The sequence below is a fragment of the Agathobacter sp. genome, from assembly GCF_977054825.1.
In genome coordinates, this window is record NZ_CDRTEH010000019.1 from 34,388 (window position 1) to 52,681 (window position 18,294).

An 18,294-nucleotide genomic window follows, 5' to 3' on the forward strand; every position below is an offset into this window, starting at 1 on the left:
CCACTATCATCTGCTCACAGTATTCGGTGTCAGTGACTCTGAACTATGCCGTCAGAGCCTTCTATGTCTGCAGGCTTGAAGAAAGAGGGCTGTTATCAGCATGTCTCGCTTCTTGCGTGCTATTGTTTTATTTACACTTACTTTTTATAAACGCAACTATATCTTCATTTACATCCAATATTCTATCATCATTTTCCATTTCTTTAATAGACATCCATTTATACCTATTTCCTTTAAGAACAAAAATCCCCTCTTCCATATTCGGGGAAACAACATCTAACGATAACCCATATAATTTATGATTGTATATTTTATATACACAATCACTCACTGAATATTTGCAATGTTTTGCTGTTGCAATATATTTTGTCTCAACTTCTTTACCTAGCAATTGACTGACAAAATCATCCACATTTTCTTTATTGTTCTCTGTTGTTCCCACATAAGGAAATAACCAACTTTTCCATCTATCATCATATTTCTGTAGATATTTTCCTTCTGAATTTCTTATGGCAATCAAAGAAAATTCATGAAGTTTATTTGTTAATATTTCTTTTACCAACTGAGTTACTTTAATAAAATCATGTTGAGATAATTCGCCAATTTTACAATCCATGTTCCATTCATTAACTTTAACTATTCTATCAATTCTAGTCCAAGATTCTTTCGGAAGCCCTGCTTCTCTCCAATCATCCAGAAAAATACTATATGGATTATCTTTTTTATTCTTTGTTGTAACATACATAGCTAAAATAGCTATTGTATCATCATCAATTACTATGGCTGGTCTTCTCTTTATTTGATCTTTGTCTGAATACGGAAAATGAATCCACCAAACTTCTCCAATATTATACTTTTCCATCCTTTAATCCCTCTTTTTCATATATTTCATCCCATTCTCCATCTTGAATCCAATCATCATCAGCCGGTAAATTTTCAATAGAGACCGCCATATCCATTAGCTTATCGCGATTATTATTCAAAAAACTCTTAAAATCTCTGATATGTTCAACTCTATCCATGAATTATCCTTTCAAAACAATTCTCATTACTAACTTAGACATTAATTAGATATTAAATATTATACTTTCAATGACTACTTGTGTCAACAACGCAAGCTCCTCTCCTTATATTTATAAAAGGACAAAAAAAGAACAGCCATCGTTCTGCTGTCCTTTAGGAGAAGGTATTTTACTATGGGGATAGTAAAAATATATAATGTATTGGGGGGTTTTTACGTTAATTATAGTATCACGTGCTCCAAAAAATGTCTATTATCGTGATGCACAAACATGCATAAATTTTCGGTTATTTTTTATGCAATTTGTATATTATCATTTCATAATAATCATTTGATGAAAATTACAGCCATTAAGAATTTCAATATTTTTCAAAAGAAATCTACTTATAAGTTGACTTTTTTAACCTAAAGGAAGAAAATAGAAACATAAATTGGAAAGAAAGGAGCGGACTATCATGAAGAAAATACCGGTTTTACCACTGTTGCTTTGTCTTATATTCTGCTCCTTTCTAAGTCTCGACAAAAATCTGGACGAGTTTAATCCTGACCGCATAGCATACAGTTCATACGGTCACAGTGCTGTATCGGGCTCTTATGCCTCTTCTGATAAGGCAGTGCTTCAACAGCAGGAAGTTTTGGACTCACGCGCAGTGCTTTATTCAGATTCAGATATGTCGGTGCTCATGAATTGTCAGTATATAGAGGAAATACCTTCTTTTCCTGCAATCATATGTCGCATCCGTACCTCTTCGCTTGGATTTTTAGGCAGGCTTACATCCAATTTAAGCTGGCTGAGTGCGTTACTCCAGTTAATACATATTATTTTATTCGCATATGCCGCTATCGTGGTCATGCGCATATGCCTCACAAACACGAGCCGGCGCTTTATTATCCGTTTTATCCACGACAAGGATGGGCATAAACTAATTTTCTTCGCTGATTTTTCAAAATTCGCGCATATGCGGAGGGAATTACATTACAATTTTAATTAAATAAAACATTTTCTCCGCATCATGCTGACAAAGTAAAACGGAGGATTTAAAATGCTTGAAACAATAATAATTGTCGTGTGTGCTGCCGTTTGTATCGGCGCTGCAGCCTATGCCTGGTGGATGGAGAACGGTCCTGAGCGAGACGACCATGATGCATCCGGAAAGAATGGCCATGCTTATACCAGATATGACAGCAATATCAAGGATGATGTTGTCTTTCATAAAGCACACAAATAATGATAATATATATCAACATTAGTAATTATAAACCTAAATAAATTATCTCACCCAAATCGTCATAAATCATCTTTAACCCGGATGTATTATGACAGAACAAAATGAGCCGCAATCCTGATACCCACAGGATTGCGGCTCGTTTTTATATTTCTGTATCTTCACTTCTGCAAAACATTGCATTAGATATTAAGCATATCGCTGAGCTCCTTAAGTGCTCCGTCTGTCTCATGTGCAAGAACCTTCTTTGCAAGCAGCTTTCCAAGCTGAACACCTTCCTGGTCGAAGCTGTTTACATTCCATAAGAAGCCCTGGAACATGATCTTGTTCTCAAAGTGTGCAAGGAGTGCGCCAAGAGATGCAGGATTTACCTGGTCTCCGATAATGATGCTTGAAGGACGTCCACCCTCGAAGTTCTTGTTCTTGTTGTCGTCTGCCTTACCACATGCAAATGCAACTATCTGTGCTGCTACGTTTGCACAGAGCTTCTGCTGGCTTGTGCTGTCCTGGATGACTACATCTGTGTCAAGCTGATTGTTCTTGAAGCCGATGAACTGGAGTGGCACAATATCTGTTCCCTGATGAAGGAGCTGATAGAATGAGTGCTGTCCGTTTGTTCCAGGCTCACCAAAGATAACCGGTCCTGTCACATAATCTACAGGCTCACCGAAGCGGTTAACTGACTTGCCGTTTGACTCCATATCAGCCTGCTGTAAATGTGCAGGGAAACGGCTGAGCGCCTGTGAGTATGGAAGCACTGCTGTGCTAGGATATCCGAGTACGTTTCTCTCGTAAACACCGATGAGTGCGTCGAGCATCTCAGGGTTCTTCATGATATCAGCGTTCTTTGAAAGCTGATCCTCTGCTGCTGCTCCGTCGAGGAACTGTGCAAATACCTCAGGACCGAATGCAAGTGAGAGAACCGCTCCACCAACTGCTGATGTTGATGAGTAACGTCCTCCGATGTAATCGTCCATGAAGAAGGCTGCAAGGTAATCATCGCTCTTTGCAAGTGGTGATGTCTCGCTTGTTACAGCAATCATGTGCTTAGAAGCATCAAGTCCTGCGTTCTTTAATGCATCCTTTACGAATGACTCATTGGTAAGAGTCTCAAGTGTTGTACCTGATTTTGATACTAATATGAAAATAGAGTGAGCTACGTCAACTGATGCAAGTACGCTTGCCGCATCATCAGGGTCAACATTGCTGATGAATTTGGCTTCCATCTTAAAGCTGCCGTTTTTCTTTGCCCAGTTCTCAAGTGCTAAGTACATAGCACGAGGTCCTAAATCGCTTCCGCCGATTCCTATCTGAACAACTGTTGTAAACTTCTCTCCTGCTGCATTTGTAATCTCGCCTGAGTGAACCTTGTTTGCGAACTCAGCGATTCTCTCCTGCTGCTCTACGTAGAATTTACGCTTGTCAACTCCGTCTGCCACTACAGCATCTCCGAGCTGTCCACGAGTAAGCTGGTGAAGAACGAGACGGTTCTCACCTGTATTGATAACAGCACCATTGTAAAGTGCCTCAAATTTCTCTGTAAGCTGTGCCTCCTTTGCAAGCTTTGCAAGTGCCTCAAGCACATCTGCGTCCACCTGCTTTGCAGCGAAGTTGTAAGTGAATCCCTCTGCCATTGGGATGTTGTACTCTTTGACACGCTTAGCGCCATTGTCTCCTGACATAGCCTCTTTTATGTCAACACGTCCCACTTTAGAAAGCTCCTTGAAGGATTCCAGGGTATCCAGATTGTTCCAGGTAATCATTGCGATTTCCTCCTTATCGTTTAATCTTATTTTCCTCAATCGCTTAAATTATACTATCAATCATTTTTAAGTTCAAGAGTTGAGAAACGTTATAAGCAAGTTTTTTCGTCAAAATTCGTATTTTGTTCCGTTTATGTGTGAATATGCGCTTTTTTATATAATAATACAAGTAACTGGTTAATCATAAACATCACAATACCTTAGAGCCATTGGCTGTGAGCTTGAAGGTAGCTCCGAGTATCCCGGCGGCACCGCGGCACATCATCATGCGCCCTAAGAAAATATCAAAATACTCATACATCGAGCAGATGCTTGTATCAATCTGAAGATTGAGTGCAATGACCTTTTTATCTGTATTAATCTTGAGTGCCGCATCCGTAACAGCGTAATTTACCCTGTCGTGAATGTCAAAATTTTCCTTTGCCTTTTCCCTGACACGATTTCTTCGCACATCCGTCTTGTCTGCAATGATAAGAGCTGCAGAGACCGGATCCGTTGCGCCTCCTGTGGACTCATCGTGATGACCTATCGCAGAGACGACCGTAATCCTGTCTTTCATGCTCATATCAGTCTTTTTAAGAATCTCGTTCGCTAAAATTGCTCCGTACTCAGCATGATGCCTTCTGTTGACCACATTTCCAATATCATGCATAAAGCCCGCAATCTTTACAAGCTCAATATCCTCTTCACTGTATCCGAATTTTTTTAAAATATATGCAGCCCGCTTTGCAACCATCGTGCAGTGTGCCGCCGAGTGATCTGTGTAGCCCAGCACTCCGAGGTTTTCATCTCCCTTGCGCAGGCATTCACATATTTCTTTGTTCTTTTTTATTTCATCGTATGTCAAAATTATTTATTCCGTTTCCTTTCTTTTCTGTAAGTAACTATTCAGATTCTCCTCACACATTCGCAAAACTGCACGATACATCAGCTTTCTGATGTACTATATGCGTCTCAGCTCTGCCAGACAGATGCACACAAATCCAAGCATTCCTGTGACACCGCCTGCTGTGAGAGCAATATTGAACACTGCCTTTGCAGCCAGCACTCCACACAGCTTCGCAAGTGCAAATGCCACCGCAAAGCCAAACACAAACGATACTGCTGTGCCAAGAAGTAATATTATGTATCTGTATTTTGTTATGATTTCTTCGTTAAACATATTTTCCCTCCATCTCTCAAATCAGCTATTAGAATTTTTCGTAATTATTCGAGTCATCTTGAGAACCAAAAAACTGCCGCTTACATGCAAGCATGACGTATCAGCTTTTTTGTTCTCAGTGGTTCTGAATAGTTACCTTTTATAACATACCATCTTCATGAAAATATACTGTCTGCGTTATGTAAAATTTGTTGGAAATTGTTGTAATGTAGGTTTTATTAAAATTAGGTTGACTTTGCCGGTGCAAGGTACTATACTCATGTTTGTAAAATTATTGGTATCTCCCTTTTAATTTTACATATTTACATAGTTTAATATCGGATTTTTGAGAGTGAACAGAGTTCATGAAGGGGTACACCACCGCGGGTGTATTACTTTGTGAGCTCTTTTTTAGTATATTGCTTTGGGTTAATCCCCGTTTTTCACATCTCAATCCTGAAAGGAGACGCACAATGGTAAAAATCAACGGTAAAGAAGCTGCAGATGTATGCGGCATGACTGTTTCGCAGTATCTTTCAGCCAACAATTACAACCCTAAGCACATTGTTGTGGAGCTGAATGAAGAGATTCTTCCAAAGACTGAATATGACAGCACTGCTATCGCAGACGGCGATGTGGTAGAGATTTTAAGCTTTATGGGTGGGGGCTGATTAAAATCAAACACTTTTTACACTACCAATAAATACATAAGGAGTTAATCATGAGTAAAAATATAGATTTAGCAAACGACAAATTAGTTTTAGGAGGCCACGAATTTACCTCACGTTTCATTCTCGGCTCGGGAAAGTTTTCACTCGACCTGGTAAAGGCCTGCATTGAGAAGGCTGATGCACAGATTATCACACTGGCTCTGCGCCGTGCAAACGATGGAGGACTGGCAAACATCCTCGACTATATTCCGGACAATGTCACACTGCTTCCAAACACATCAGGCGCCAGAAATGCCGATGAGGCTGTAAGAATCGCACGTCTGTCCCGCGAGCTTGGCTGTGGAGACTTCGTGAAAATTGAAATCATGCGCGACAGCAAATATCTGCTTCCGGACAACTTTGAGACAATAAAGGCTACAGAGATTCTCGCAAAGGAGGGCTTTGTCGTAATGCCTTACATGTATCCTGACCTCAACGTGGCAAGAGACCTTGCAAATGCCGGTGCTGCATGCATCATGCCTCTCGGCGCGCCAATCGGCTCAAACAAAGGTATCTGCACAAAGGAATTTATCCAGATTCTGATTGACGAAATTGATTTGCCTATCATCGTGGATGCAGGCATCGGCCGTCCTTCACAGGCATGCGAGGCTATGGAAATGGGTGCTGCCGCAGTCATGGCAAACACCGCCGTTGCAACAGCCGGTGATGTTGAGATAATGGCAGAGGCATTTAAAAAGGCTATCGAGGCCGGAAGAATGGCTTATCTGTCAGGACTCGGACGCACTCTGACAAAGGGAGCCAGCGCATCATCCCCTCTTACAGGATATCTGCGTGACTAATCGATTATATATAAAGCACAAATATGATAATCAGATTTTGAAGGGAACACATAATGACTAACGATACAAATATAACAAACGACAAAGATATCAATGCAAATATCGCCCACGATGACCACTTCAACGACAGCATTGTAAACGAAGTAATCCTCGAGGACATGAAGAAAAACAGAATAGATCATATGAAATATCTACCTGATATGGAGGTGCTTGACTCCGATATCATGGACAGGGTAGTTGCCGAAATGGATGCATACGACTACGACAAATACACCGCAGCCGATGTACGCGCGGCACTCTCCCACGAATACCGCACATTGGAGGATTTCAAAGCCCTGCTCTCGCCTGCTGCACAGCCATTTATTGAGGAAATCGCACAGGCTGCACAGATTGAGACCAGAAAGCACTTCGGCAACAGCGTGTGCATGTTTACACCGCTTTACATATCAAACTACTGCGAAAACTACTGTATCTACTGTGGTTTCAACTGTCACAATAAAATCAACCGCGCAAAGCTGAATGCCTCAGAAATCGAAAAGGAAATGGCTGCAATCGCCAAAACCGGTCTTCAGGAAATCCTGATTCTCACCGGTGAAAGCAAGAAAATGTCAGACGTTGAATACATCGGAGAAGCATGCAAAATTGCCCGCAAATATTTCAAGGTTATAGGTCTTGAGGTTTATCCTATGAACTCTGACGAGTATGCATACCTGCACGAGTGTGGCGCTGACTATGTGACCGTTTTCCAGGAGACCTACAACTCTGACAAATACGAGACACTTCACCTTGCCGGACACAAGAGAATTTTCCCTTACCGTGTAAATGCACAGGAGCGTGCTCTTAAGGGCGGTATGAGGGGTGTCGGCTTTGCCGCACTTTTAGGCCTCGATGATTTCAGAAAGGATGCGCTTGCCACCGGATATCACGCATATCTGCTCCAGAAAAAATATCCAAGAGCTGAGATTGCATTCTCATGCCCTCGTCTGTGCCCTATCATAAACAATGACCGTATCAATCCAAAGGATGTCCACGAGACACAGCTCCTTCAAGTGGTATGTGCTTACAGACTTTTCATGCCATTTGCAAGCATCACCGTATCTACAAGAGAGGTAGCGCGTGTGCGTGACAACCTCGTAAATATCGCCGCCACCAAGATTTCAGCCGGTGTCAGCACCGGAATCGGAAGCCATGTGGACGATATAGAGGACAAGGGCGATGACCAGTTTGAAATCTCTGATGGAAGAAGCGTGGATGAGGTGTTTAATGCACTGCTCGACAATGGTTTGCAGCCGGTGATGAGCGACTATATTTACGTGTAGGTACGAATATGAATAAAGAAAAACTCTTATACGAAAACTCAAAACATGCTTTACAGAGTGATAATATAATCGCTATCACAAACAGACACCTGTGCAGCCGTCCGTTCATGGAACAGCTCGAGCGTGTCTGTAAGCTCCATCCACATGCAATTGTGCTCAGGGAAAAAGATATGCCGGAGGCAGAATATCTGTCTCTGGCACGCGATGTGATTGCTCTGTGTAAAGAATATGATGTGCAGTGCATGCTGCACAGCTTTATAAATGTGGCAATTGAACTTGGGCATCCGTATATACATCTGCCATTGCCAATCCTCGAAGCTTATATCAAAAAAGATCTATCTGACAATTATCAACAATTCTTCAAGGTTATCGGAACCTCTGTCCACTCCGTTGAAGATGCCATAAAAGCCGAACAGCTTGGCGCTACATATATGACGGCAGGACATATTTTTGCAACCGACTGCAAAAAAGGACTGCCACCGCGCGGACTTGATTTCTTAAAAAATGTCTGTGATGCAGTTCAGATACCGGTTTATGCAATCGGCGGCATTAATATTGCTTCAAATGATGACCGCACAGCTTCCGATGCACCACCCGCTTATGATGCCATTCCAGACATTAATGTTCCGCGACTTGCTGAGGTTATGGAATGTGGCGCCGCCGGGGGATGTATTATGTCGGGGATGATGAGGGTGTGATTTACCCTCTTCCCACATTCAAGGTGAAATTTTTGCACCTTGAAAGCTTTTCCGCTTTTATAATAGCTTTCACATCAGTAAAAAAGGACATCCCCAGAGCTGTAAAATCTACAGTTCCGGAATGTCCTTTTTCCTATACTTCACTATATTTTCAACACATGAAGTGGTTTATCAACACCTCACATATTTATATTTCGCATATACTAGTTTCCGCACTCAATACTGATCTCGTTGAATGTGCCAAGAATATCATCAACCTGCATAGCCTTCTTATCGGCGCCGGCCTTGTCGATTATCGCCTTGCCCTGATGCATCATAATAAGGCGGTCTCCGTATTCAACAGCGTAGCGCAGATTGTGTGTGACCATGATCGTTGTGACCTTCTTCTCTGCCACAATCTTGCCTGTGAGCTGCATTACGATCTCAGCAGTCTTTGGATCGAGGGCTGCTGTGTGCTCATCAAGGATGAGAAACTCGATTGGATTCATCGTAGCCATGAGAAGCGCAAGTGTCTGTCTCTGACCGCCCGAAAGTGCGCCAACCTTTGTGTGAAGCTTATCCTCAAGTCCAAGGTTTAGCTCGGCAAGCATCTCCTTGTAATGATCTATTCTGCTGTGGTTTGTACCACGGCCAAGACCGTAGGTCTTTCCTTTATTATCAGCTATGGACAGATTTTCAAGGATTGTCATGGAAGGACAGGTTCCCTTTGACGGGTCCTGAAATACACGGCCAATGCGACGGTGTCTGATAAAATCCTTCTGCTTTGTGATGTCAGTGCCGTTTACCACTATGCTGCCACCGTCAATAGGGATAGAACCGCAGATGATGTTGAGCATAGATGTCTTTCCGGAGCCATTACTTCCTACAACGGAAACAAACTGTCCATCATCTATTTTCAGATTAAAATCATCAAAGAGGCATATCTCGTTGACTGTTCCCGGATTATATAATTTGTGGATATGGTTGAGCTCTAACATTATGCCACCTTCTTTCTTTTGTTTCTATCCATTCCAAGCACCAGAATGATGAGGAACAATACCGCTGTAATGAGCTTCAGATCGCTCGACGGCATACCAAGCTTTATAGCGATTGCCACACAGGCCTTGTATACAATCGCTCCGATAACAACACTCGAGGTCACACGCAAAAAGGTTGCCTTTTTAAGCAGGCTGATTCCGATAATAACGCTCGCCAGTCCGATAACCATTGTTCCGGTTCCCATTGATATGTCGAAATATCTCTGCTGCTGTGCAAAAATGCATCCGCTTAAGCTGCAAAGACCGTTGGCGATTGCAAGTCCGATGATTTTTGTGATGCCCTTATCCACACCCATAGATGTAACGATAGTCTCATTGTCACCTACGGCGCGAAGCAAATATCCCGACTTTGTGCTCATGTACCAGTCGAGCAGGAATTTCATCACAAGTGTGATAACAAGGATGATAATCACATTTGAAAACTGTGCTAAGCCGCCCTTAAATACATTTCTGACAAAATCATTGTCGAAAAGTGTGGTCATATTGTATATTGGCAGGTTTGCTCTTCCTGCAATGCGAAGATTCACCGTGTAAAGCGCTGTCATCATGATAATTCCCGATAAAAGGTCACGCACCTTAAGCTTCACATGGATGATTCCGGTCAGCATTCCGGCAAACGCACCTGCCGCAAAGGTCACAAGCAGTGTGAGTATCGGATTAAAGCCCTTTGTGATGAGTACCGCAGAAAGTGCCGCTCCAAGCGGAAAGCTTCCATCTACGGTCAGATCCGGAAAATCCAGTATGGTGTATGTGATATATATTCCAAGAGCCATGATCGCATAAATCATGCCCTGCTCTAAAACGCTTAAAACTAAAGTCACGGTGTATCCTCCCCTGATTAGCAGACAACTGTATTTCGATTATCTGTTTTGTTTTTATTGTACAAGTTATATATTACTTTGTGCTTGTAAATATATCAAATATTTTTTACTAATTATTACTATTCACCCTTAAAGGTGTGAGCTGCAACTACTGAACAACGATCTCATCAAATGTCTCGGCTGCATCCTTGATATAATCTGCATCAAGTGTCATGCCAATCTTGTCTGCTGCTGCAGTGTTTACATAAAGCTCAGCCTTTGAAGCTGTGATAAACGGAGTGTCAGAGGCTTTCTCCTCACCCTTTAAAATCTTTGCTGCCATCTTTCCTGTCTCGATTCCAAGCTGGTAGTAATCAATTCCCATTGAAGCGACACAGCCTGATTTAACCTGCTCAATTTCACTTCCGAATACCGGAATCTTTGCTCCATTTGCCTTGTCGAGAACAGTCTGGAGTGCATTTACCACTGTGTTGTCTGTGAGGTTGCACAGGCAGTCAACCTTGGAAACAAGGTCTGATGCTGCAATCTCAATATCTGCTGATGTGTTTATTCCGGTGTCGACAATTTCAAAATCGTATTTACCTGCAAGCTCCTTGTACTCCTCAATGGTGCTGCATGAATTTGCCTCACTTGTGGTGTAGAGGATACCGATTTTCTTTGCATCCGGCATCATCTCTCTGATCATCTTAAGCTGCTCCTCAACAGGAAGCACGTCTGATGAGCCTGTGATGTTTCCTACACTTGAGCCATCCTCCTTTGCAAGACCTGCTGCAACAGGATCTGAAACCGCTGTGTATACTGTTGGAATGTCTGCATTCATAGCTGAATTGTAGGCGCTGGCTGCACATGGTGTGGCGATGGCACAAATCATATCAACCTTCTCAGATACGAAGCTATCTGCAATAGTGCTTGCTGTACCTGTATCTGTCTGTGCATTCTGGTAATCAACCTTAAGGTTTTTATCTTCCTCGATGCCCTCTTCCTTGAGGCCCTCTAAGAAGCCCTCCCTGCAGTTGTCAAGAGAGCCATGCTCTGCAAACTGCGAAATACCTACTGTGTAGCTGTCACCCTTTGCGCCACTCTGTGTAGAGCCCTTTGAACCCTCTGCTCCACAGCCTGCCATAAGGCCCATGGTGCAAACTGCTGCTAAAATTACTGATAATGCTTTCTTTTTCATATTGAATTCCTCACTTTCTTTGTGAAGTGTTTGTTTCCCGATGTTCGCGATTTTCTCATAAACCAGCCTCTACAAGCCAAATGTCATAGCTTCAAATCAAATTGCGCTAACGACATTTCATCATGTGGGTGTTTATGCAAAAAACCGCCTCAAGCTAATGCTTGAGACGGTAATAAATTCTTATTATCGCGGTACCACTCAATTTGACGAATTGTCCACTCTGTCATGTACTAATATACATGCCGAAATGATAACGGGTTCGGTTCCCGGTGACGCCTACTGATTTAATCGTTAAAAAATATGCTCTGTACAATCAAACGCTTCGGATCACCCTCGAAAGGCCATTCAACAAATCCATCCATGCTGCAATCCCACCATCTGCAACTCTCTGAGATATCCGGAAAGGTCTACTCTTCTTTCTCATCGGTTTTGAAACACTGTTAAATTAATCTTTTTATATACTTTATGCTCTTTTTGTCACTTTGTCAAGGTAAAGTTTGAAAATTTCTGTATTTAAGAGGTGATACCCCATACATTTTCTTGAAGCTGCGTATAAAGTAGCTCACATTCTGATATCCACTGCACATTGCAACCTCTGTAACGGAAGCTGCTGATTCCTCCAATAGCTGCCTGGCGTGCTCCAGCCTGAGATGATTGACATACTGTGACAGCGTAATATGAAAATGCTCTTTAAAGTAGCGTGATATGTATTTTTCTGACAAATGGAACTGTGCACCAAATTCCTTCAGTGAAATTTCCCTTGTATAATTTTGCCGGATATACGTTATCATTTCTTTTTCTATTATGTTGGTGCCATTTGTGCCATTTTCCAGTATCAGATCATTGCTCCACATTTTCCGGATGAATTTGATGAGAGTTATTTTGGTTTCAAATTGCGCCTCTATATTTGCTGCATCTGTGTTTTCTGCGTTTTTCCCTGATATTTGTGCATTTATCTCTATCAGCCGCTCGCATATATCTGCTGCTGTATCATTTATCTGAGGACTAATCATAAGTCTGCCCCGTTTGAGAGGGGATAGGATTGATTTTTCCATGAGATCGTCCGTCTGAAATGATATATATTCAAGAGGAAACAAAAATGTGTAATAATCTGTATCTCCTGTCGGTGAACCCATGAAATGCAAACTGCCCGGAGATACCACAAATGCATCCTTGGGGCTTCCTATATAGTTTTCACCTGATATGGTCACATGCAGCCTGCCCTGCTTTACATATATAATTTCCAGCTCATCGTGCCAGTGTACCGGAATCTGGAATGCACGCTTTACATCACTGATATGGTATTGACTGAACGGATTTTCCGGTGTGCCGTGTGGCCGGTTTTCTTTTAATTCAAAATACATTTTTCTACATATTCCTTAGACTCTTTTAATCCCCATCCGGTTTGTTCCCTGCAATATTTAATGGCTTTTACCATGCTGTTTCTGTCATAATTTGCTTTAATATAATCGGCCAATTCATCCTTTCCATTGCTTATATGTATTTCAGGATATACACCTATTTGTGCATTTTTTATTAATTCAACCCATTTTTTTGCTTCTGACGTTGCATAAGTGATTTCCGCCGTTTTGTTATCATAAATAAAGCCAAGACACCCCATTGTAACTCTTGGATTAGAAATCCTATGAAGAAAGTAAACTGTTTCCTTTCCATTTTTATTGGCAAAAACCAATTTTTCCTTTTTTAGACTAAGAGTTCCGAATGTAAATACTTTATTCGCACTAGATTTGAAATATACATAATCATCTATTTCTTTCATTATTCTATTAATGCAATTTTGAGCTTCCAATTGGTTAATATCCAAATCTAATACTTTATTGTAATACTCCACGGCCTGTTTATAATTCCCATCAGCCTCAAATCTTTGTGCCCTTTTCATCAGATTATCAATATTCATACCATTATTGATATTTATTGTTGCATTGTTAATATTCATGTTTCCATTCATACTAATATTGTAATTATGGATTGCCTGCTCAACAATATATGGAGTTTTACAATATGGGCATATAGCTGCAGATTGCGTCGCATCGACCTCAAGCGGTGCGTTACAATTTGTACATTTTGCCGGAACAAGTTTAGTCTCATTACTCTTGTTCTCTCCTATAGCCATACCACAATTCATGCAAAATTTGGCGCCTTCCTGCAGTTTAGCTCCACAGTTCATACAAAACATGTTTTCTTATCCTCCGTAGATTTCAATTCTTAATTTAATAATTCCGATAGATTTATCGTCAGATCAGAATAAATTCCAACCGGAATATCATCCTCAAACACATACTGTGTAGAGTCCTCATTTTCTCCAAATATATATACAAGTACTGTGCGTTTCATCGGGTTAACTATCCAATATTCCCTCACACCTGCTGTGCGATACTTAAACAGCTTTATAAGATAATCCATATGCTGGCTGCTCTTAGAAACAATCTCGATAGCCATATCCGGAGCTCCGTTGCAGCCTCGGTCGTCTATTTTATTATTATCGCATATTACACTGATATCTGGTTCAACATAAGTTGTATCATCATTATTCAGAAATACTGCTAATGGTGCAGGAAATACTTTACAGTCACCTTTTTTAGCGTCAATATAATCAGCTATTTTATTAGCCAGTGCAATGCTAATCCTCTGATGCAATATACTTGGTGGTTCCGTTTCATAAATCTGTCCATCAATCAGTTCTGCCCTCTTTTCTTCTGGAAGTGCGTATATTTCTTCTATTGTGTGTACCTGTTCTGTTAATGGTAATTCACACATATTTATCCACCAAAAAGGCTGTTGATTTTCTACAGTTTTTAGTTTTCCATATTCAAAGACCGCAAATCTGTCAAACCTACATGAATTATCATATAATATAGCTATATCTACTAACTGTATAACCTCCGGCAAACGTCCCAAACTTTCTACATATCTACGCTCTACATCTTTATCCGGAATTCCATGTCCGCCATTTGCCACCCTCTGTGCAATCCTTTTTTTAGCTATATCTACTGAGTCCACTCCTACATAATGCAGTTCTATACGATATCCGCACATTCTTGCCCTTTTTATGTTCTTTATAATGCTCCTTCCACATAAAGTAGATTCCTGATTAAATGATTCACCTATTTCAAAATAATGATTAATTTTACTAACCGCTATTTTCCCCGCCCTTATAACATCACTTGAATTCTTCCAGTCTCCAAACTCTCTAACTATCTCGTCCGTATTTATTCTCGACATATTTTTTAAAGAATCCATCACCTGATACAATGTCGATTTTCCTGCCCCATTTACCCCTGCAATAATTACATATCTTTTCACTAAAATAAATTCCTCTCAATCACCTTATTTTGTTTTTCCTGAAGCAGATAGTTTCCAAGCATTTCAAAAAATTGTTTCTCCTCATCATTTTCTGCTTCCATTACCAACTGTAACGTATCTTCCGGCTTTAGTTTTTTGAGTTCATCATAAATATTATAGTATTTTTTCACATCACACATATCAACACTCTCCATATCAATCATTTTATTGTATTTTGGTAACTATTCAAAATCTTCTAATTTTACCCATAGGTTTGGTAGCTCTGAATTGTTTATTTCATTTTACAATAAAACTGCTGATTTTTGTAATAAAAATTGAAAATTGTAATCTATTTTTAATTAAAAAGCAAATTGTAATCTGAATAATTCAATATTTCATTTTTGCAAGTTTTCATTTTCAGAGACTCAATTATAGATAAAGTAGAAATAGTACAATTTTTCCTTGAAATAATACAAGAATTATTTGTGATAATGTAATATATTGATACATGCAGGCTTCTCTTCTTTATATCTTCCTCTCCCAAATGAAGCTTATAACGAGAAGTTTGCATTCATTCTGTTAATATCACAAGGTATACATACATTATAAATGAGGTAAAATCTATATGCAGGTTCAAAGAAAAACACTTACACAGCTTTCCATTCCAATATGCTTCGAAACACTTTTTTACATGCTGTCAGGCATGGTTGACACTCTTATGCTGTCATCCGTGAGCGACCAGGCGGTTGGTGCTGTCGGCACGGCAAATACATATATCTCCGTTTTCATCATCATGTTTGGTGTCATCTCAAGCGGTATGGTTGCCGTCATGACGCAGAATATCGGTGCGGGAAAACCGGGTATAGCATATCAGGCAAGGCAGCTTGGGCTTATATTTAACGCTGTAATAGGTGTGCTCATGTCTATATTTCTGGCTGTTTTTTCCGGAAATATTCTCAAAATGGTCAGCATTGCACCGGCGCTTTTTGATTCGGCAAATACTTATCTGCGCATTGTTGGAGGTGCCTGCTTTTTAAATGCTCTCATACCGATTTATTCAAGCTACCTGAGAGTTTTCGGCTACACAAAGCAGTCACTTTGGGCATCAATTATTGGAAATGTCATTAACTTTATACTTAACGCTGTTTTTCTCTTTGTAATGAACTGGGGCGTTATGGGTGTTGCCACTGCAACGGTTATCTCACGTATTATCAATCTGATTATTGTTGCCTCAATGGGCGCTGTGCTAATCAAGGCAAAGAACAGTCCTGAGCGCATAGCTCCCGGAAAAATTCTCGGACAGATTATAAAGATTGGCTTTCCGTCTGCCTGTGAAACCGCACTTTACAATATCGCCATGACTCTTGTAGTGCGTTTCATGAACCAGATGGATGCTGACGGAATGAATGTCACAGCGCGCTCCTATGCCTCACAGATTGCTAACTTTTCGTACTGTATCGGTGCTGCCTTAGCCCAGGCAAATGCCATCCTGACCGGCTGGCATATCGGCGCAAAGGAGTATGACGAATGCGATAAGGGCACTCGCAAGGCCGCTATCTATGGTGTGATTACGGCATCCTGCCTTTCTATCACATTTGCGCTTTTGGGTAACTACATTGTGCGGATCTTCACGGATGATGTACAGATGATAAATCTGGTCACAAAGCTTCTCGCCATTGATGTTGTGCTGGAGCTTGGAAGAGTCACCAATCTGGTCTATGGTCAGGCACTTAAGACAAGCGGTGACGCCGTATTCCCGGTTGTCATGGGTGCTGTTTTTATGTACCTTGCAGCGGTCGGCGGAACATACTTCTTCGGACTGCATCTGGGGCTTCTCGCAGTCGGTGCCTACATCGGACTTGCAAGTGACGAGTGCATCAGGGCGGTCGGCATGGTGCTGCGCTGGAAGAGCGGAAAGTGGAAGAACAAGGGACTGGTTGATTAGAGCTAACAATATAAAATTGCACTATAAAAAGGAACCTGCTGGTCATCTTAACTTAATGACATTGACCTGCTGATTCCTTTTTGCATTTACCTGCTCATAAACAAGTGCTCTCTGAATATCTCCCGAAACAGCTTATCGGCACTCCAAAATACATTATCAGGTGTCACGACAGCCTTACAGCCGATTGGTTCGATACCTGCCTTCTTATATTCCGCCAGAAAGATATCCATTTGTGATGAATTAATACCTGAAAAAACCAGAAGCTCCGCCGGAAAATCGGCTCCGCTATATCTTGAACCATCCTTTTTGAATCCGGTTATTCCGGCTATGGCACCGAGCTTCTGTCCGTAATCTGACTTTTCCACCTGCTGCACCGATATTCCAAGAGTTTTGCACAGGGCTTTTATTTTTTCCGCTTTTTGTGCTGCTACATTAAATAGCAGTATTTTTTGTGTTGATTTCTGCTGCATTCCTAATATCTCCTATTTCAAGACAATTATGTTTGTAACTATATCAGTTTTTGTTGTCAGCGGTTCTGAATAGTTACTGAATTATCTCATATTGCATCAGCTCGTATTTCAGTCTGCTTCCCTCCATGATTTCAGGTGGGAGCAATGCCCTTGCCACAAGCTTCAGGTCGTCTGATTCGATATCGCATCTCTTTAAATTTGCATAGTCTCCGTCTATGGAAACTACCTCGTAATACCAGGTTTCCATGTGTTTTCCTCCTAAATTTCATTTTCTAAAGCATCTACTGATAATTCCAATTCACTTTGTTCTTTGCTTTACTGTAAGTGGAGCAGGTGTAATTGTCCTGTGCATTGGTGTACTTTCCTGTAGGATTACCGTTTTTGTCCTTCTTTTCATAACCGCCGATGCTTGGTGTCACCGCTTTGCTCATCATCACGGGATAATCTCTCTTAGAGTGCAGTGATTTTGTTTAGTTCCGGTTGTTTGGTTTTCATAAGATTCTCCTTTTAAAACAAACAACCCGCTTATCTGTGGTTTTATTCTACCACGAATAAGCTGGTTTGTGTAAAAATAATTATTGTCTCACTAATAGGAGAAATCTGACAGAAAATCGGAACTGTTTTATAAGTATCACAAAATTTTAATTCCATAAATTTATGGGAATTATGAGAGAGATATGAATGCCTTTGTTACAAAAATATCAAAGTTCCTGTCTGTTGTCATTTTGGCAAATTGGAATTTAAGGTTCTCTTTTATTTTCAAAATAAGCTTCAATCTTTTTATCTACAACAATTCCTACAGGTGTCAAAACCAATAAAATAATTACCATTATTATCAATGTAAAAACCATCGCCCCATCAAA

22 protein-coding genes are annotated in these 18,294 nt (G+C 40.8%); 7 read left to right on the forward strand and 15 right to left on the reverse strand.

The features are described from left to right. Positions 1 to 127 precede the first annotated feature (127 nt). Together ACW6PM_RS11820 and ACW6PM_RS11825 are read right to left on the reverse strand one after the other, a co-directional pair. Positions 128 to 862 carry a type II toxin-antitoxin system PemK/MazF family toxin gene (locus tag ACW6PM_RS11820; protein WP_308651072.1) on the reverse strand — a complete coding sequence of 245 codons (735 nt, stop codon included), beginning with the start codon at positions 860 to 862 and terminating at the stop codon, positions 128 to 130. Then, a complete protein-coding gene (locus tag ACW6PM_RS11825; protein WP_456057287.1) occupies positions 849 to 1,022 on the reverse strand; it encodes a hypothetical protein in 174 nt (57 codons plus the stop codon). Before ACW6PM_RS11825 ends, ACW6PM_RS11820 begins: the two co-directional genes overlap by 14 nt. A gap of 454 nt (positions 1,023 to 1,476) precedes the next feature. Between ACW6PM_RS11825 and ACW6PM_RS11830 the strand changes: the two genes are divergently transcribed. Next, positions 1,477 to 2,013: a hypothetical protein gene (locus ACW6PM_RS11830; RefSeq protein ID WP_456057288.1), complete on the forward strand. Its 537-nt coding sequence runs from the start codon at positions 1,477 to 1,479 to the stop codon at positions 2,011 to 2,013. A gap of 51 nt (positions 2,014 to 2,064) precedes the next feature. Continuing rightward, the gene (locus ACW6PM_RS11835) at positions 2,065 to 2,250 is read left to right on the forward strand and encodes a hypothetical protein (protein WP_456057289.1); all 186 of its coding nucleotides are present in this window, start codon (positions 2,065 to 2,067) and stop codon (positions 2,248 to 2,250) included. A gap of 179 nt (positions 2,251 to 2,429) precedes the next feature. On the opposite strand, the gene ACW6PM_RS11840 is transcribed toward ACW6PM_RS11835, so the two are convergent. The 3 genes from ACW6PM_RS11840 to ACW6PM_RS11850 all read right to left on the reverse strand — a co-directional run bounded on the left by ACW6PM_RS11840 (position 2,430) and on the right by ACW6PM_RS11850 (position 5,172). Next, a complete protein-coding gene (locus ACW6PM_RS11840; RefSeq protein ID WP_456057290.1) occupies positions 2,430 to 4,010 on the reverse strand; it encodes a glucose-6-phosphate isomerase in 1,581 nt (526 codons plus the stop codon). A 190-nt stretch (positions 4,011 to 4,200) separates the two neighbouring features. After that, positions 4,201 to 4,863 carry an HD domain-containing protein gene (locus ACW6PM_RS11845; RefSeq protein WP_456057301.1) on the reverse strand — a complete coding sequence of 221 codons (663 nt, stop codon included), beginning with the start codon at positions 4,861 to 4,863 and terminating at the stop codon, positions 4,201 to 4,203. Positions 4,864 to 4,953: 90 nt separating this feature from the next. Continuing rightward, positions 4,954 to 5,172 carry a hypothetical protein gene (locus ACW6PM_RS11850; RefSeq protein ID WP_456057291.1) on the reverse strand — a complete coding sequence of 73 codons (219 nt, stop codon included), beginning with the start codon at positions 5,170 to 5,172 and terminating at the stop codon, positions 4,954 to 4,956. A 452-nt stretch (positions 5,173 to 5,624) separates the two neighbouring features. On the opposite strand from ACW6PM_RS11850, the gene thiS reads away from it, so the two are divergent. The 4 genes from thiS to ACW6PM_RS11870 are packed head-to-tail and all read left to right on the forward strand — an operon-like array spanning position 5,625 to position 8,678. Next, on the forward strand, positions 5,625 to 5,822 hold the full coding sequence (gene thiS, locus ACW6PM_RS11855; RefSeq protein ID WP_012741150.1) for a sulfur carrier protein ThiS: 198 nt from the start codon (positions 5,625 to 5,627) through the stop codon (positions 5,820 to 5,822). A 50-nt stretch (positions 5,823 to 5,872) separates the two neighbouring features. Further along, a complete protein-coding gene (locus ACW6PM_RS11860; RefSeq protein ID WP_015517663.1) occupies positions 5,873 to 6,661 on the forward strand; it encodes a thiazole synthase in 789 nt (262 codons plus the stop codon). 53 nt (positions 6,662 to 6,714) lie between these two features. Continuing rightward, positions 6,715 to 7,980: a 2-iminoacetate synthase ThiH gene (gene thiH / locus ACW6PM_RS11865; RefSeq protein ID WP_456057292.1), complete on the forward strand. Its 1,266-nt coding sequence runs from the start codon at positions 6,715 to 6,717 to the stop codon at positions 7,978 to 7,980. Between the two features lie 8 nt (positions 7,981 to 7,988). Continuing rightward, the gene (locus tag ACW6PM_RS11870) at positions 7,989 to 8,678 is read left to right on the forward strand and encodes a thiamine phosphate synthase (RefSeq protein ID WP_456057293.1); all 690 of its coding nucleotides are present in this window, start codon (positions 7,989 to 7,991) and stop codon (positions 8,676 to 8,678) included. A 203-nt stretch (positions 8,679 to 8,881) separates the two neighbouring features. On the opposite strand, the gene ACW6PM_RS11875 is transcribed toward ACW6PM_RS11870, so the two are convergent. From ACW6PM_RS11875 to ACW6PM_RS11905, 7 genes are all read right to left on the reverse strand, one after another. Further along, entirely contained in the window at positions 8,882 to 9,655 is a 774-nt protein-coding gene (locus ACW6PM_RS11875) for an ABC transporter ATP-binding protein (protein ID WP_306778874.1), read from the reverse strand. Then, positions 9,655 to 10,536 (reverse strand): ABC transporter permease, encoded by an 882-nt coding sequence (locus tag ACW6PM_RS11880; RefSeq protein WP_456057294.1) that lies wholly within the window; start codon positions 10,534 to 10,536, stop codon positions 9,655 to 9,657. Before ACW6PM_RS11880 ends, ACW6PM_RS11875 begins: the two co-directional genes overlap by 1 nt. 148 nt (positions 10,537 to 10,684) lie before the next feature. Then, positions 10,685 to 11,713 carry an ABC transporter substrate-binding protein gene (locus tag ACW6PM_RS11885; RefSeq protein ID WP_456057295.1) on the reverse strand — a complete coding sequence of 343 codons (1,029 nt, stop codon included), beginning with the start codon at positions 11,711 to 11,713 and terminating at the stop codon, positions 10,685 to 10,687. 485 nt (positions 11,714 to 12,198) lie between these two features. Next, positions 12,199 to 13,077, reverse strand: coding sequence for an AraC family transcriptional regulator (locus ACW6PM_RS11890; RefSeq protein WP_456057296.1), 879 nt, complete (start codon positions 13,075 to 13,077; stop codon positions 12,199 to 12,201). Next, positions 13,062 to 13,910, reverse strand: a complete 849-nt coding sequence (locus tag ACW6PM_RS11895) for a zinc ribbon domain-containing protein (RefSeq protein WP_456057297.1) — start codon at positions 13,908 to 13,910, stop codon at positions 13,062 to 13,064. The genes ACW6PM_RS11890 and ACW6PM_RS11895 overlap by 16 nt, the downstream gene beginning before the upstream one ends. 29 nt (positions 13,911 to 13,939) lie before the next feature. Further along, complete coding sequence (locus ACW6PM_RS11900) at positions 13,940 to 15,037, reverse strand: Uma2 family endonuclease (RefSeq protein ID WP_456057298.1); 1,098 nt, start codon at positions 15,035 to 15,037, stop codon at positions 13,940 to 13,942. After that, the gene (locus ACW6PM_RS11905; protein ID WP_109257669.1) at positions 15,037 to 15,216 is read right to left on the reverse strand and encodes a hypothetical protein; all 180 of its coding nucleotides are present in this window, start codon (positions 15,214 to 15,216) and stop codon (positions 15,037 to 15,039) included. Before ACW6PM_RS11905 ends, ACW6PM_RS11900 begins: the two co-directional genes overlap by 1 nt. A gap of 425 nt (positions 15,217 to 15,641) precedes the next feature. Here ACW6PM_RS11905 and ACW6PM_RS11910 point away from each other — a divergent pair, with 425 nt between their 5' ends. Beyond that, the gene (locus ACW6PM_RS11910) at positions 15,642 to 16,961 is read left to right on the forward strand and encodes an MATE family efflux transporter (protein ID WP_456057299.1); all 1,320 of its coding nucleotides are present in this window, start codon (positions 15,642 to 15,644) and stop codon (positions 16,959 to 16,961) included. Between the two features lie 86 nt (positions 16,962 to 17,047). Here the strand turns inward: ACW6PM_RS11910 and ACW6PM_RS11915 are convergent, their stop codons facing one another. The 3 genes from ACW6PM_RS11915 to ACW6PM_RS11925 all read right to left on the reverse strand — a co-directional run bounded on the left by ACW6PM_RS11915 (position 17,048) and on the right by ACW6PM_RS11925 (position 17,868). Continuing rightward, positions 17,048 to 17,431 carry a DUF3783 domain-containing protein gene (locus ACW6PM_RS11915; protein WP_456057300.1) on the reverse strand — a complete coding sequence of 128 codons (384 nt, stop codon included), beginning with the start codon at positions 17,429 to 17,431 and terminating at the stop codon, positions 17,048 to 17,050. 73 nt (positions 17,432 to 17,504) lie between these two features. Then, on the reverse strand, positions 17,505 to 17,678 hold the full coding sequence (locus ACW6PM_RS11920; protein WP_055164819.1) for a hypothetical protein: 174 nt from the start codon (positions 17,676 to 17,678) through the stop codon (positions 17,505 to 17,507). A 34-nt stretch (positions 17,679 to 17,712) separates the two neighbouring features. After that, entirely contained in the window at positions 17,713 to 17,868 is a 156-nt protein-coding gene (locus ACW6PM_RS11925; RefSeq protein WP_158272428.1) for a hypothetical protein, read from the reverse strand. Positions 17,869 to 18,294 lie beyond the last annotated feature (426 nt).

Excerpts from the sequence above, each read along its gene's own strand:
- ACW6PM_RS11910 (WP_456057299.1), top strand. The coding sequence starts at position 15,642 with ATGCAGGTTCAAAGAAAAACACTTACACAGCTTTCCATTCCAATATGC.
- ACW6PM_RS11905 (WP_109257669.1), bottom strand. The coding sequence starts at position 15,216 with ATGTGTGATGTGAAAAAATACTATAATATTTATGATGAACTCAAAAAA.
- thiH (WP_456057292.1), top strand. The coding sequence starts at position 6,715 with ATGACTAACGATACAAATATAACAAACGACAAAGATATCAATGCAAAT.
- ACW6PM_RS11885 (WP_456057295.1), bottom strand. The coding sequence starts at position 11,713 with ATGAAAAAGAAAGCATTATCAGTAATTTTAGCAGCAGTTTGCACCATG.
- ACW6PM_RS11850 (WP_456057291.1), bottom strand. The coding sequence starts at position 5,172 with ATGTTTAACGAAGAAATCATAACAAAATACAGATACATAATATTACTT.
- ACW6PM_RS11875 (WP_306778874.1), bottom strand. The coding sequence starts at position 9,655 with ATGTTAGAGCTCAACCATATCCACAAATTATATAATCCGGGAACAGTC.
- ACW6PM_RS11920 (WP_055164819.1), bottom strand. The coding sequence starts at position 17,678 with ATGGAAACCTGGTATTACGAGGTAGTTTCCATAGACGGAGACTATGCA.
- ACW6PM_RS11830 (WP_456057288.1), top strand. The coding sequence starts at position 1,477 with ATGAAGAAAATACCGGTTTTACCACTGTTGCTTTGTCTTATATTCTGC.
- ACW6PM_RS11835 (WP_456057289.1), top strand. The coding sequence starts at position 2,065 with ATGCTTGAAACAATAATAATTGTCGTGTGTGCTGCCGTTTGTATCGGC.
- ACW6PM_RS11825 (WP_456057287.1), bottom strand. The coding sequence starts at position 1,022 with ATGGATAGAGTTGAACATATCAGAGATTTTAAGAGTTTTTTGAATAAT.
- ACW6PM_RS11890 (WP_456057296.1), bottom strand. The coding sequence starts at position 13,077 with ATGTATTTTGAATTAAAAGAAAACCGGCCACACGGCACACCGGAAAAT.
- ACW6PM_RS11895 (WP_456057297.1), bottom strand. The coding sequence starts at position 13,910 with ATGTTTTGTATGAACTGTGGAGCTAAACTGCAGGAAGGCGCCAAATTT.
- ACW6PM_RS11840 (WP_456057290.1), bottom strand. The coding sequence starts at position 4,010 with ATGATTACCTGGAACAATCTGGATACCCTGGAATCCTTCAAGGAGCTT.
- ACW6PM_RS11870 (WP_456057293.1), top strand. The coding sequence starts at position 7,989 with ATGAATAAAGAAAAACTCTTATACGAAAACTCAAAACATGCTTTACAG.
- ACW6PM_RS11820 (WP_308651072.1), bottom strand. The coding sequence starts at position 862 with ATGGAAAAGTATAATATTGGAGAAGTTTGGTGGATTCATTTTCCGTAT.
- ACW6PM_RS11860 (WP_015517663.1), top strand. The coding sequence starts at position 5,873 with ATGAGTAAAAATATAGATTTAGCAAACGACAAATTAGTTTTAGGAGGC.
- ACW6PM_RS11915 (WP_456057300.1), bottom strand. The coding sequence starts at position 17,431 with ATGCAGCAGAAATCAACACAAAAAATACTGCTATTTAATGTAGCAGCA.
- thiS (WP_012741150.1), top strand. The coding sequence starts at position 5,625 with ATGGTAAAAATCAACGGTAAAGAAGCTGCAGATGTATGCGGCATGACT.